This is a genomic window from Kitasatospora sp. NPDC056800 (genome assembly GCF_042789775.1).
Classification (GTDB): Bacteria; Actinomycetota; Actinomycetes; order Streptomycetales; family Streptomycetaceae; genus Kitasatospora.
In genome coordinates, this window is sequence record NZ_JBHUAL010000009.1 from 72223 (window position 1) to 85743 (window position 13521).

General features: G+C 72.0%; 10 protein-coding genes, 1 tRNA gene and 1 riboswitch. Of the genes, 7 read left to right on the top strand and 4 right to left on the bottom strand.

The window, feature by feature from the left end; genetic code table 11:
- Positions 1 to 91: 91 nt before the first annotated feature.
- Positions 92 to 1153 carry an iron-containing alcohol dehydrogenase family protein gene (locus ACFRQN_RS03960; RefSeq protein ID WP_049649808.1) on the bottom strand — a complete coding sequence of 354 codons (1062 nt, stop codon included), beginning with the start codon at positions 1151 to 1153 and terminating at the stop codon, positions 92 to 94.
- Positions 1141 to 1896, bottom strand: a complete 756-nt coding sequence (locus ACFRQN_RS03965) for a sugar phosphate nucleotidyltransferase (protein WP_049649809.1) — start codon at positions 1894 to 1896, stop codon at positions 1141 to 1143. Before ACFRQN_RS03965 ends, ACFRQN_RS03960 begins: the two co-directional genes overlap by 13 nt.
- 578 nt (positions 1897 to 2474) lie before the next feature.
- On the opposite strand from ACFRQN_RS03965, the gene idi reads away from it, so the two are divergent.
- Positions 2475 to 3128 carry an isopentenyl-diphosphate Delta-isomerase gene (idi, locus tag ACFRQN_RS03970; protein ID WP_079272473.1) on the top strand — a complete coding sequence of 218 codons (654 nt, stop codon included), beginning with the start codon at positions 2475 to 2477 and terminating at the stop codon, positions 3126 to 3128.
- Between the two features lie 105 nt (positions 3129 to 3233).
- On the opposite strand, the gene ACFRQN_RS03975 is transcribed toward idi, so the two are convergent.
- Positions 3234 to 3752 carry an ATP-binding protein gene (locus ACFRQN_RS03975; RefSeq protein WP_369808266.1) on the bottom strand — a complete coding sequence of 173 codons (519 nt, stop codon included), beginning with the start codon at positions 3750 to 3752 and terminating at the stop codon, positions 3234 to 3236.
- Positions 3753 to 4145: 393 nt separating this feature from the next.
- Here ACFRQN_RS03975 and ACFRQN_RS03980 point away from each other — a divergent pair.
- The 4 genes from ACFRQN_RS03980 (at position 4146) to ACFRQN_RS03995 (ending at position 8555) form a co-directional block, all read left to right on the top strand.
- Positions 4146 to 4230 (top strand) — tRNA-Leu (locus ACFRQN_RS03980).
- 316 nt (positions 4231 to 4546) lie between these two features.
- On the top strand, positions 4547 to 6184 hold the full coding sequence (locus ACFRQN_RS03985) for an APC family permease (protein ID WP_074004361.1): 1638 nt from the start codon (positions 4547 to 4549) through the stop codon (positions 6182 to 6184).
- A 371-nt stretch (positions 6185 to 6555) separates the two neighbouring features.
- The gene (locus tag ACFRQN_RS03990) at positions 6556 to 7020 is read left to right on the top strand and encodes a DUF6624 domain-containing protein (RefSeq protein WP_380738018.1); all 465 of its coding nucleotides are present in this window, start codon (positions 6556 to 6558) and stop codon (positions 7018 to 7020) included.
- A gap of 107 nt (positions 7021 to 7127) precedes the next feature.
- Complete coding sequence (locus tag ACFRQN_RS03995; protein WP_380738008.1) at positions 7128 to 8555, top strand: aldehyde dehydrogenase family protein; 1428 nt, start codon at positions 7128 to 7130, stop codon at positions 8553 to 8555.
- A 127-nt stretch (positions 8556 to 8682) separates the two neighbouring features.
- On the opposite strand, the gene ACFRQN_RS04000 is transcribed toward ACFRQN_RS03995, so the two are convergent.
- A complete protein-coding gene (locus tag ACFRQN_RS04000) occupies positions 8683 to 10140 on the bottom strand; it encodes a glycine hydroxymethyltransferase (RefSeq protein ID WP_380738010.1) in 1458 nt (485 codons plus the stop codon).
- A 19-nt stretch (positions 10141 to 10159) separates the two neighbouring features.
- Positions 10160 to 10256: riboswitch (ZMP/ZTP riboswitch) on the bottom strand.
- A gap of 304 nt (positions 10257 to 10560) precedes the next feature.
- Here ACFRQN_RS04000 and ACFRQN_RS04005 point away from each other — a divergent pair.
- Both ACFRQN_RS04005 and ACFRQN_RS04010 read left to right on the top strand, forming a co-directional pair.
- The gene (locus tag ACFRQN_RS04005) at positions 10561 to 11541 is read left to right on the top strand and encodes an ABC transporter permease (protein ID WP_049649813.1); all 981 of its coding nucleotides are present in this window, start codon (positions 10561 to 10563) and stop codon (positions 11539 to 11541) included.
- A 115-nt stretch (positions 11542 to 11656) separates the two neighbouring features.
- Positions 11657 to 13414: an ABC transporter substrate-binding protein gene (locus tag ACFRQN_RS04010; protein ID WP_380738013.1), complete on the top strand. Its 1758-nt coding sequence runs from the start codon at positions 11657 to 11659 to the stop codon at positions 13412 to 13414.
- Positions 13415 to 13521 lie beyond the last annotated feature (107 nt).

The window sequence follows — 13521 nt, forward strand, 5'->3', positions numbered from 1 at the left end:
GCCCTCCGGGTGGATCACCGCGCGCAGTTCCTCGATCGAGGGCCTGCGGGTCAGGTCCACCGGGGGCCGTTCGGCGCCCGCGGTGGAGGGGTCAGCTGTTGACGGCTTGGACATAGTCGGCGTACGCGTCCCTGATTGCGGAAGGGGAGAGGTCGAGGTGTTCGAGGATGGTGAAGCGCCCCGGTCGGGTGTTCGGAGCGTAGTGCACCGCTTCGGTGAACTCCGCCTCGGTGAAGCCGATCTGAGCCGCGGTCACCGGCAGTCCGTGGCTCGCCAGGCGCTCCACGATCAGACCGGTCAGCTCGCGCTCGCCCCGCAGGAAGCTGGCGAAGGCGGCGCCGAGGCCGACCTGCTCGCCGTGCTGGGCGGACCGCTTGGGATACAGCACGTCCAGGGCATGCGAGATCTCGTGGCAGGCACCCGACGAGGGCCGGGTGCTGCCCGCGATGTTCATCGCGATGCCGGACAGTACCAGGGCCTCGGCGAGCGCCGTCAGGAGGTCCTGGTCCTGGGTGCTCCCCGGGTGCCGCAGCAGGTTCTCGCCCGCCGAGCGGGCCATCGCCACGGCCAGACCGTCCACCGGCTCGCCGGTCACCGCGTGCGACAGCTCCCAGTCCGCGCACGCGGAGATGTTGGAGACGACGTCGCCCACACCGGCCGCCACGAAGCGCTGCGGGGCCTGTCGGATGACGTCCAGGTCGACCACGATGCCGATCGGGCTGGGCACCCCGTAGGAGCCGCGGCCGGCGTCGTTGTCCAGGGTGGAGACCGGCGAGCAGATGCCGTCGTGGGCCAGGTTGGTGGCGACCGCGACCAGCGGCAGGCCGACCCGGGCCGCGGCGTACTTGGCGGCGTCGATGATCTTGCCGCCGCCGAGGCCGACCATCGCGTCGTAGTGGCCGCCGCGCATCGCCTCGGCCAGCCGCACCGCGCTGTCCAGGCTGCCGTCGTCCACGTTGTACCAGTCGGCGCCGGGCAGGGCCGGCTCCAGGCGGCGGCGCATGGCCGAGCCGGAGCCGTTGCTGATCGCGACCGCGATCCGGCCCGAGGCCGACAGCCGCTGGTCCGCGAGGATGCCGCCGAGCGCGTCCAGCGCGCCCGGGCGGATCTCGACGAACAGCGGCGACGGGACCAGTCGGGTCAGTACCGGCACGCGATCTCCCGCGCCTTCGCCAGGTCGTCGTGGTTGTCGACCTCGACCCAGGAGACCTCGCCGATCGGCTGGACGTCGATCCGCAGGCCGCGGTTCACCATCTCCTGGTAGCCGTCCTCGTAGTACAGCTGCGGGTCGCGCTCGTAGGTGGCGCGCAGCGCGTCGGTCAGGTCGGCGGCGGCGGACGGGTTGATCACCGTGAGGCCGATGTACTCGCCGCTCGCCTCGGCCGGCTCCATCAGCTTGGTGATCCGGCGCATGCCGGTGGCCGGGTCGACGACGACCTTCATCTCCTCGTCGGCGAGCTTCTTCACCGTGTCGAGGGCGAGCAGGATGCCGGGGGCGGCGCCGGCGTCGGTCAGGCGCCGGTTGCCCTCCAGCATGGTGCGCTGGACGGAGGCCGGGTGGACGGTGTCGCCGTTGGCGAGCAGCAGGCCCTCGGCGAACAGGTCGCGGGCGCACCAGAGCGAGTAGGCGTTGTTCCACTCCTCGGCCTTGTCGTTCTCGACGAGGTGGAGCTTGACGCCGTACTTGCTCTCCAGGGCGTCCTTGCGGTCGTACACCGCCTCCTTGCGGTAGCCGACGACGATCGCGGCATCGCGCAGACCGACCTCGGCGAAGTTGCCGAGCGTGAGGTCCAGGACGGTCCGTTCCCCGTCGACCGGCACCAGCGCCTTGGGCAGGGTGTCGGTGTACGGGCGCAGCCGGCGGCCGGCGCCGGCTGCCAGAACGAGGCCGATCATGCGGGTCTCCTGATCCGTCGTGCTGTGCGCGGGGCCGTGCCGGGGGCGGCGGCGCCACCGGGACCCCCGGTCCGGTGTTCGACCGGGCCAGGCGGCGGCGCGCCGGTGCCGGCACAGATCCGGGCACCGTGTCGTATGTGATGGTAGGCGACCGGGGCCACCGGCCAGAACGCGCCCGCCCGGCCCGGGGGCGGCGGCCGGGCGGCGGACGGGCGGCCGCCGAGGGCCCGTCGAACGGCCGTCGGGCCCCCTGGGGGCCGCACCGGATCCGCCCGAACGCCGCCGGGGGAACGCCATGAGGAGGCGCCGGACCGGTCGAACGGGCTCCGAACGCACGCCGAACGGTTCTGCGAATTCTGTGACTCTTACGAGGGCATCCCGGACCCTTCTCTGGACGGTTTCCGACTCCTCCGGGTCATGATCCGCCCGGTTGTGCGTGGGACCCCTGCCGACCGCCACCCATACGGCAGACTGGATGCCGACGCCGGCGCCGGTGCCCCCGCTGTGTCCGCCGCACTCCGCCCGGTGTGTCGGAGACACCCGATGCTCCCGTTGCTCCCGCTCCCGAAAGAGGCCCCATGCCCCAGAGTCTTCCGACCGATCCCACGCACTTCGCGGCCGAGATCGACACCGGTCTCGACGTGGAGACCGATGTGACGGTCGACCCCCGGGCCACCGGGTCCGCCCCCGTCGGAACCGAGATCCTGCTGGAACTGGTCGACGACGCGGGCGTCACGATCGGCACCGGCGAGAAGCTCTGGGCCCACCAGCAGCCGGGTCGGCTGCACCGGGCCTTCTCGGTCTTCCTGTTCGACCGCCAGGGCCGGCTGCTGCTCCAGCGCCGGGCCCTCGGCAAGTACCACTCCCCCGGCGTCTGGTCGAACACCTGCTGCGGCCACCCGTACCCGGACGAGCCGCCGTTCGTCGCCGCCGCCCGGCGCACCGCCGAGGAGCTGGGTGTCGCACCGGCGCTGCTGTGCGAGGCGGGCACCGTCCGCTACGACCTGCCGGACGAGGCGTCCGGGCTGATCGAGCGGGAGTGGAACCACCTGTTCGTGGGACTGGTCACCGCGCCGGTCGAGCCCGCCCCGGAGGAGGTGGACGACTTCGCCTTCGTGACCGCGCAGGAGCTGCGCGAGCTGCGGGCGGAGCGGCCGTTCTCGGTCTGGTTCGAGACGGTCTTCGAGGCCGCGCTGCCGGGCATCCGGGAGATCGCCGGGCGGGACTGGTAGTCCGCCCGCCCCGGCCGGTGGTCCGCCCGCCCCGGCCGGTGGTCCGGCCGTCCCGACCGGCGGTCCGGAGGTGTCGGCCGTCGGTCCGGCGTCCGGCCCGGCCGGTCAGTGGTCGGGCCCCGGGGGAACGGGCAGCGAGGCCCAGATGACCTTGCCGCCCTCCCCCGTGTCTTCGACGTCGCACACCCCACCGGCCTGCAGGGTGACGCTCTTCACCAGCAGCAGGCCGCGCCCGCCGGTGCGTCCGGTGTCGTTCTCCAGCGCCTTCGGCCGGTACGGGTCCCCGTCCTCGACCGATACCCGCACCCAGGCCCGGCGCAGCGACAGCTCGGTGACCACCTCGGGCGACAGCTCGGCGGCGTGCGTCACCGCGTTGCTCACCAGCTCCGAGACGATCAGCAACAGGTCGTCCACCAGCTCCTGGTAGCGCACCCCGGTCATGCCCTGGGCCAGCAGGCGGTCGCGCACCGCGTGCCGGGTGAGCGGCACCGAGGCCTCGGTGGCGGGCACCGGGAAGCGCCACACGCCCTCGGTGGGGCCCGCGGAGGCCGTGGCCCCGACCGGGCCCTCCCCCCGCCTGCCGCGTCTCGGTTCGGCCTTCGCCGCTCCGCTGATCTGCTCCACGTCCAGCCGCCCTTCGTCCGCGACCCGGGAATCAGGCGATCCGCTTCATGGCGCCCTCGGTCCACAGAGGCTAGGAGAGCCGTCGCGGCGGGTGCGGCACCGTCGACAAGTTGCCCGTGTCGGACCGCTTCCGGCCGCAACCGACCGCGGGCGGTGCGGGAGTCGACCGGTTCCTTCGCGGACCCCACCGGTTCGGGCCGGATTCGAGCGCGTTCACAGGCCGTACCAACCTGTGCGGGCGGTGCGCCGCGGCCCCGTGGCCCTGGAGCGGCCCGACCAGGATGTCGGTCGGCGCGGCCCCGAGGAAGCGCAGGTGAGAAGCACTCCAGAACCCTGGTAATGTTCTCTCTGTCGCCGAGGGGGCGAGGAAAAAGCCCCCGAAGCACACACCCAGTCCGGGTGGCGGAATGGCAGACGCGCTAGCTTGAGGTGCTAGTGCCCTTTATCGGGCGTGGGGGTTCAAGTCCCCCCTCGGACACAGCCGAAATTCCCCGTGGAGGCCGAAAGGCTTCCACGGGGAATTTCGTTTTTCGGGCCGCCCCTTTCCCCCGGGCCGGCCCCGGTCGCCGTCCCTGGCCACCGCCCTCCCTGGCGCTGTGGCGTCCGTCTCCTCGCCGGTCCGCATCGGCCCGGACGCCGGACACGAGATGGCAACAATCGGATGGTTTGAGCTTCCTCTGAGGTTTTCGCCCCTTTTTGGACCTTAGGCTGCTCTCCGTTTGTCCGAAATACCGACGCAAAATCGCAAAAACACCGACACCACCCGATGAACCACGAGCGAGAGGACCGATACGTTGAGTGAGCCCGAATCGTCGACGGCATCACACCAGAACTACCGCCGATCGCTCGGAACGATCAGCCTGACCGCGGTCGGGCTGGGGTCGATCATCGGCTCCGGGTGGCTGTTCGGTGCCGAGCGGGCCGCCAAGCTCGCCGGACCCGCCTCGATCCTCGCCTGGGTGATCGGTGCCGCGGTGGCGCTGACCATCGCGCTCACCTACAGCGAGCTGGGCTCGATGTTCCCCAAGGCCGGCGGCATGGTCCGGTACGGCCAGTACTCGCACGGCTCGCTGGCCGGCTACCTGGCGGCCTGGGCCAACTGGATCGCCATCGTCTCGGTCATCCCGGGTGAGGCCACCGCCTCCGTGCAGTACATGAGCTCCTGGCACTTCGGCTGGGCGCAGGGGTTGTACGACGGCAAGGAGCTGACCCTCAGCGGCGTGGCGCTGGCCAGCGTGCTGCTGCTCGTCTACTTCGCCCTCAACTGGTTCGCGATCACGCTGTTCGCCAAGACCAACACCGCGATCACCGTCTTCAAGGTCGTCGTCCCGACGGTGACCGCCGGTGCGCTGCTCTTCGCGCACTTCGACTCGGCGCACTTCACCGACCACGGCGGCTTCGCGCCGAACGGCTGGAGCTCGGTGTTCACCGCCGTCGCGGTCTCCGGCATCGTCTGGGCCTTCAACGGCTTCCAGTCCCCGCTGAACCTGGCCGGCGAGGCCAAGAACCCCGGCAAGTCGCTGCCGAAGGCCGTCATCGGCTCGATCCTGATCGCCCTGGTGATCTACGTCGCGCTCCAGATCGCCTTCCTCGGCGCCATCCCGGGCGGCGACCTGGCGAACGGCTGGAGCAACCTCTCCTACACCTCGCCGCTGGCCGACCTGGCCATCGCCTGGGGCCTCAACTGGCTCGCGATCACGCTCTACGCGGACGCCTTCATCTCCCCCTCCGGCACCGGCATGATCTACGCCGCCACCACCTCGCGCATGATCCACGGCGTGCAGGAGAACGGCCACCTGCCGAAGATCTTCGGCAGGGTCGACGCCAAGACCGGCATCCCGCGCCCGGCGCTGGTGCTCAACCTGGTGGTCGCGTTCATGTTCCTCGCGGTCTTCCGCGGCTGGGGCTCGCTGGCCGAGATCGTCTCGGTGGCCACCGTGATCTCGTACATCACCGGCCCGGTCGCCGTGATGGCGCTGCGCCGCCTGGCCCCCGAGCTGCCGCGGCCGGTCCGGCTGCGCGCCATGCCGGTGATCGCCCCGATCGCGATGATCTTCGGCTCGCTGGTGCTCTACTGGGCCCGCTGGCCGCTCACCGGCAAGGTCATCCTGCTGATGGCCGCCGGTCTGCCGATCTGGGCCTGGTACGAGCTGCGCAAGCCGTTCGCCGTGCTGAAGCCGCACCTGAAGGCGGGCGCCTGGATGGTCGCGTACCTGTTCGTGATGGCCGGCGTCTCCTGGGCGGGCAGCGCCGACTTCGGCGGGCACGGCTACCTGCCGGAGGGCTGGGACCTGCTGATCGTCGCCGCGATCGGGCTGGCGTTCTACTACTGGGGCGTCGCCAGCGCCTGGGCCAACCCCTCGCTGGCCGCGGTCCGCGAGGAGATGCTGGAGGCCGAGGGCGCCGAGGCGGCGGAGCCATCCCGGGTCTGATCCTCGTCACACGGTGAAGGGCCGGTCGGATTCCTCCGACCGGCCCTTCGGCGTCTCTCGCGGGAGTGTGCGTTCCGTCGCCGTGTGCGTGGAGCGCTCCGTTGGCGCGTGCGCGGTGCGCCTCGTTCCCGTCTGCGCGGTGCGCTTCGTTCCCGCGTGCGCGGTGCGCCTCGTTCCCGGTGTGCATCCATTCTGCCGTGGGCGGCACCCCCGGGTCACCGTCTTCGGGGATGATCTTCGTCGCGTTCTCCGCGCCTAGCGTGGTGGCGGGCGGTCCTCGGCAGGAGGGCCCGGCTACAGGGAGCGTCGTCGACGTGACGGAAGCACAGCGGTACGGTCAGGATCCGGCCCTCGCGCGGGAGCTGGTCGGGATGATGGCCGAGGACGGCGCGGCCGCCCGGCTGGCGAACAGCCCCGACCTGGCCGAGCAGGCGGCCTGGCGGCGGCTGACCGCCCGGCACGGGGACCGGCTCGCGGAGATCATGGCGGCGCACGGCTGGCCGACCGAGCGCGCCGTCGGCCCCGAGGCCGCCCGGGCGGCGTGGCTGGTGGCGCAGCACGCGGACCGGCAGCTCGACGTCCAGCGGCGGGCGGCGGCACTGATGGGCGAGGCCGCCGCCCGGGGTGAGGCGAGCGCCCGCGACCTGGCCTTCCTCCAGGACCGGCTGGCGGTCAACGAGGGCCGGGAGCAGCGCTACGGGACGCAGATCGGCGCGGTGGCGGACGGCCGTCCGGTGCCGTGGCCGTGCGAGGAGCCGGAGCGGCTGGACGAGCGGCGCGCGGAGGTGGGCATCGAGCCGTTCGACGAGTACACCGCGCGGTTCGCTCCGAAGTAACCGTCAGGTCCGCCGGTCGGGATTGACTCTTGCGCGCGGCCGCCCGGGCCGCATTGACTGACCTTCGGCTAGCGCTGCTAGTTGAAGGGCGGACGAGAGGACGATCGGTGCGGCAGTACGCGGAGTACAGCGACCAGTACATCGACGGCGAGTGGCGGCCCTCCGGGGACGCCGGGTCGATCACCGTACTGAACCCGGCGACCGAACAGGTGCTGGCCACCGTGCCGGCCGGCGGCACGACCGACGTCGACACGGCGGTGACGGCGGCCCGCCGGGCGGCCCGCGCCTGGGGCACGACCACCCCCGAGGAGCGGCTGGCGCTGCTGACCCGGCTGCGGGACGGGATCGCCGCCGCGCAGAACGAGATCACCGAGACGGTCGTCGCCGAGCTGGGCTCCCCGGTCGGCTTCGCTGGCGCCGTGCACGCCGGGCTGCCGCTCGCCGTGGCGACCTCCTACCTGACCCTCCTTGCCGAGCACCCCTTCGAGGAGCGGATCGGCAACTCGGTGGTGCACGCCGAGCCGGCCGGGGTGGTCGCGGCGATCACGCCGTGGAACTACCCGCTGCACCAGATCGTCGCCAAGACCGTCCCGGCCCTGGCGGCCGGCTGCCCGGTGGTCCTCAAGCCGGCCGAGGACACCCCGCTGGTGGCCCGGCTGTTCGCCCGGCTGGTGCACGCGGCCGGGTTCCCGGCGGGCGTCTTCAACCTGGTGACCGGCACCGGGGCGGTGGCGGGCGCGGCACTCGTCGGGCACCGGGACGTGGACCTGGTCTCGTTCACCGGTTCCACCGCCGTCGGCCGGCAGGTCGCCGAGACGGCCGGCCGGGGGCTGAAGCGGGTCTCCCTGGAGCTGGGCGGCAAGTCGGCCAACGTGGTGCTGCCCGGCGCCGACCTGGCCCGGGCGGTCAAGGCGAACGTCGCCAACGTCTTCGCCAACTCGGGCCAGACCTGCAACGCGCTGACCCGCCTGCTGGTGCACGAGGACCAGTACGAGGAGGCGGTCGCCCGGGCCGAGGAGGTCGCCGCCCGGTACCGGCCGGGCGACCCGACCGACCCGCAGACCCGGATCGGCCCGCTGGTCAACGCCAGGCAGCTGGCCCAGGTGCGCGGCTACATCGACGGCGCGCTGGCCGAGGGCGCCCGGCTGGTCGTCGGCGGCTCCGAGCCGGTCACCGAACCCGCCACCGGCTACTACGCCCGCCCGACCGTGCTCGCCGACGTGACCCCGGAGATGACGGTGGCCCAGGAGGAGGTCTTCGGCCCGGTCCTGGCGATCCTCCGCTACCGCGACGAGGACCACGCCGCCGAACTCGCCAACGGCACCCCGTACGGTCTGGCCGGCGGCGTCTGGGCCCGCGATACCGACACCGCCGCCGCCTTCGCCCGCCGCCTCGACACCGGCCAGGTGGACCTCAACGGCGGCCGTTTCAACCCGCTCGCGCCCTTCGGCGGCTACAAGAGCTCCGGCCTCGGCCGGGAGCTGGGCCGGCACGGGCTGGAGGAGTTCCTGCAGTACAAGTCCCTGCAGTACTAGCGGACCCGGTGCACGGGGCGGCGCGGGGCGGGGCCGACGAACGGCTGACGGCTGACGGCTGACAACTTTCAGCGAACAGATGACAGATGACAGATTTCGAAATCTGTCATCTGTTCGCCGTTCGCCGTCAGGCCAGGTCGACGCCCGGGTAGAGCGGGTACGGGGCGAGCAGGTCGGCGGCGCGCTTGGCGGTGGCGTCGCGGAGGGCGGCGTCCAGGGTGTACGCGGCCTTGGACGGGGAGCCCTTGGCCGTGGTGGCGGGGTCGGTGGCGCGCAGGACGGTGTGGATCAGGTCGGCGATCTCGTCCATCTCGGCGGTGCCGAGGCCGCGGGTGGTGAGGGCCGGGGTGCCGAGGCGGACGCCCGAGGTGTACCAGGCGCCGTTCGGGTCCTGCGGGACGGAGTTGCGGTTGGTGACGATGCCCGAGTCGAGCAGCGCCGCCTCGGCCTGGCGGCCGGTCAGGCCGTAGCCGGAGACGTCGGCGAGGACCAGGTGGTTGTCGGTGCCGCCGGTGACCAGCTTCCCGCCGCGGCGCAGCAGGCCCTCGGCGAGCGCCTGGGCGTTGGCGACGACGGCGCGGGCGTAGGCCTGGAACTCGGGGCGGCGGGCCTCGGCGAGGGCGACCGCCTTGGCGGCCATCACGTGGGAGAGCGGGCCGCCGAGCACCAGCGGGCAGCCGCGGTCGACGTGCTCGGCCAGTTCGGACTGGCACAGCACCATGCCGCCGCGCGGGCCGCGCAGGGACTTGTGGGTGGTCGTGGTGACGATGTGGGCGTGCGGGACCGGGTCGTGGTCGCCGGTCAGCACCTTGCCCGCGACCAGGCCGGCGAAGTGCGCCATGTCGACCATGAGGGTCGCGCCGACCTCGTCCGCGATCTCGCGCATCCGGCGGAAGTCCACCAGCCGCGGGTAGGCGGAGTAGCCGGCCACGATGATCAGCGGGCGGAACTCGCGGGCGGTCTCGCGCAGCGCGTCGTAGTCGATCAGGCCGGTGGCCGGGTCGGTGCCGTAGCTGCGCTGCTCGAACATCTTGCCCGAGATGTTGGGCCGGAAGCCGTGGGTGAGGTGGCCGCCGGTGTCCAGGGACATGCCGAGCATCCGCTGGTTGCCGAGCTCCTGGCGCAGCCGCGCCCAGTCCTCCTCGGTGAGGTCGTTGACGTTGCGCACCGCGGCGCGCTCCAGCGCCGGGCTCTCGACCCGCTGGGAGAGGACGGCCCAGAACGCGGTGAGGTTGGCGTCGATGCCGGAGTGCGGCTGGACGTAGGCGTGGTCGGCGCCGAACAGCTCGCGGGCGTGCTCGGCGGCGATGCCCTCGACGGTGTCGACGTTGCGGCAGCCCGCGTAGAAGCGGCGGCCGACGGTGCCCTCGGCGTACTTGTCGCTGAGCCAGTTGCCCATCGTGAGCAGGACGGCCGGGGAGGCGTAGTTCTCGCTGGCGATGAGCTTGAGCGAGCCGCGCTGGTCCGCCAGCTCCTGTCCGATCGCGGCGGCGATCCGCGGTTCGACGCCGGCGACCACGTCGAGGGCACTGCGGAAGGCGGTGTCGGCCGCGGCGGAGGCGGCGGTGTGGGGCTGCTGGGCCATGGCGGTCTCCTGGTGGGGATGCGGGGGCCCAGGCGCTCGGCAAGTTCACGTGAGGATTCACGGGGCCGCTTCCCGATGGTTGATTCCATCCCTACGCGCCAGTTGCGGCCCACCGGGATCGTACCAACACCGGAGGGACTGTGGCGGAGGTCTCAGAATGCGGAACGGGCAGTCCGTTTCGGCATGGTATGTCCGTTCTTTTGCAACGCGAGTGTTTCAGCGAAATGAAGCCGCCACATTTCCCGAAACAGTTCGAAAGGAATGACCCGAACGTCCGCCAAAGGTGATTTGCGGAACCTCGGACGCATCCGATCAAATGGCGCTCGAACGGCCGCCGGGAAACCCCCGGAGGCCGTACCGGAAATACACACCAGCGCACCCTCACCCATGGGGCGGCGGAGAATTCGGGGGTTACGCCTCATGGCAGTGGTCGACACCGTCCCAGGCACCGCGGCCGGGCCCGTGCCCGCCGCCGACCCCGGCCCGCTCCGCCGGATCCTGCGGGACCGGGTCGGCGCCTCCGCCCTGGCGGTGGTGGTGCTGTTCCTGCTGCTCGCCCTCGGCGCTCCGCTGGTCGCCGCGCTGTACGGGAAGAACCCGGTCGACCACTACGGCCAGAACGCTCCGGGCCTGCTCAGCGACAGCGGCCTGCCGATGCTGCCGAACGGCGGCATCTCCGGGGACTTCTGGTTCGGCCTGGAGCCCGGCCTCGGCCGGGACGTGTTCACCCAGCTGCTGTACGGCATCCGCACCTCGCTGCTGATCGCCTTCGCGGCCGCCGTGGTGACCACCACGCTGGGCGTGCTGGTCGGCGTCGCAGTCGGCTACCTCGGCGGGATCACCGACCGGTTGTTCGGATTCCTCGCCAATGTGCTGCTGGCCTTTCCCACGCTGCTCCTACTGCTCGCGCTCAGCCCGGTGATCCAGTCCCGGCTGGTCGACCCGGGCACCGCGGAACCGGAGTGGATGCAGTTCCTGGTGCTGATCCTGGTTTTCTCGGCGTTCGGCTGGATTCCGCTCGCGCTTTCCCTGCGGGCCACCGTCCGCTCGCTCCGGGAAAGGGATTTCGTGCAGTCCGCACGGGCCCAGGGCGCGAGCCGATTCCATGTCGTCGTCCACGAACTCCTGCCGAATGTGCGCTCGCAGCTGCTGGTGCACGCCACCATGGCGGTGCCGACCTTCGTCGCCTCCGAGGCCGCGCTGTCCTTCCTCGGCGTCGGCGTCACCGAGCCGGTCCCGGACTGGGGGCGGATGATCGCGCGCGGCTCCGAGGTCTTCCAGGCCGACCCCACCTACATGGTGTTCCCCGGCGTGGCGCTGCTGCTGTTCGTCATCGCCTTCAACCTGCTCGGCGACGCCGTCCGGGACGCGCTGGACCCACGCGCCGGCACCGCCCGCTGAGGCCCCTCGGCCCTCCCGAGGCCCCTTCTTCTCGCCGCTCCCAAGACCCTTCCCCCCTCCCCACCATCACCCGAGCCCGCCCCGGCACGACCGCCGGGGCAAGGAGAGATTCGCCATGCGCTGGACCAGACCGTCCCTCGCCGTCATCGCCACCGCCCTGCTGGCGACCTCCTGCTCGGCCGGCGCGGGCAGCACCACCGGCTCCGGCGGCGCCGGGGCCTCCGCCAAGGAGACCTCCCCGCTGACCGCCGTGCTCGGCAGCGAGCAGGAGAGCGCCGGCCCCGCCCCGGCCGCCCCGGGCGCCCGTGCGGGCGGCACCGTGAACGTGTACAACAGCGTCGAGTTCCGCCACCTCGACCCGCAGAAGGTCTACGCGGGCGCCGCCTACAACGCCTCGCTGCTCTGGGGCCGCCAGCTGACCCAGTACCAGGTCGTGGACGGCAAGGCCAAGCTGGTCGGCGACCTGGCCACCGACACCGGCACCCCGGCCGACGGCGGGCGCACCTGGACGTACAGGCTCAAGCAGGGCGTCGCCTGGGAGGACGGGCAGCCGATCACCGCCCAGGACGTCAAGTACGGCATCGAGCGCACCTTCGGCAAGGGCTACGAGGTCGGCCCGCCGTACTGGCCGCAGTGGCTCACGGGCGAGGCCAGCTACGAGGCGGCGCGCGCCAAGTACGCGGGCCCGCAGGCCGGCGACCTCGACGCGATCGAGACGCCGGACGAGCGCACCATCGTCTTCCACTTCCCGCAGCCGCAGGCCGACGTCCCGTACATGGCCGCGCAGTCCTCCTCCTCCCCGGTGCGCCGGGACAAGGACACCGGGACGGACTACGACCGCCTGCCGTTCGCGACCGGCCCGTACAAGATCGTCGAGCACGTCCAGAACACCCGCATGGTGCTGGAGCGCAACCCGGCCTGGAAGCCCGAGACGGACCCGATCCGCAGCCAGTACCCGGAGAAGTTCGTCTTCACGTACGGCAAGGAGGCGCTCAACCTCAACCAGGAGATCCTCTCCGGGCGGGACGGCGGCGCCAACGCCACCACCGCGGCCGACACCCTCTCCGCCGAGCTGTACCAGACCACCGACACCGACCCGAAGGCCAAGGAGCTGGTGGTCTCCGGCCGGCAGGGCGCCTTCGTCACCCAGCTGATGATCAACAACCAGCGGGTGTCGGACGTCGAGGTCCGCAAGGCGCTGCACCTGGCCTACCCGCGCCAGCAGGCCCGCCAGGTCCAGGGCGGCGCCCGGACCGGCGAACTGGCCACCACGCTCAGCTCGCCCGCGCTGATCGACTGGCAGAAGTACGACCTCTACCCGGTCAAGCCCGAGGGCGACCCGGAGGCCGCCAAGGCCCAGCTCGCCAAGGCCAAGCAGGCGCCCGGCAGCCTGACCTACGCGTACCGGAACACCCCGACCGGGCAGCGCGTCGCCCAGGTGCTGGTCGAGGGCTTCGGCAAGGCGGGCATCACCGTCGTGCCCAAGCCGATCGACCCCAAGGCCTTCCTGGACGAGGTGCACCGCGACGGCGCCCCGTACGACCTGTTCGAGGAGACCAGCTCGGTCGACTGGCCGACCCCGTCCACCCTGATCCCGTTCTCCTTCGACGGCCGGGCCGGCAGCGACATCAACTCCGCGCTCTACCGCAACCCGGAGGTCGACAAGGAGATCGACCGGATCAACCAGATCGGCGAGCCGCGCGCCAAGGCCAAGGAGCTGTACGCGCTGGAGCAGACCGTGATGAAGGACGTGCCGGTGCTGCCGTTCGCCTACCCGACGGTCAACCAGCTGCGCGGCAGCAACGTCGGCGGGGCGTTCATCCACCCGATCTACGGGACCGTCTCGCTGGCCTGGCTGTACCTGAAGTCCTGAGCCGACCGGGGCCCGCTCCCGCCGCCCGTGCGCGGGGGCGGGGGCGGGCCCCCGGTCCGCCACCGGTTGCGGTTCCGGCGCCCGGTCCTGTGTATACGGCGCCGGCC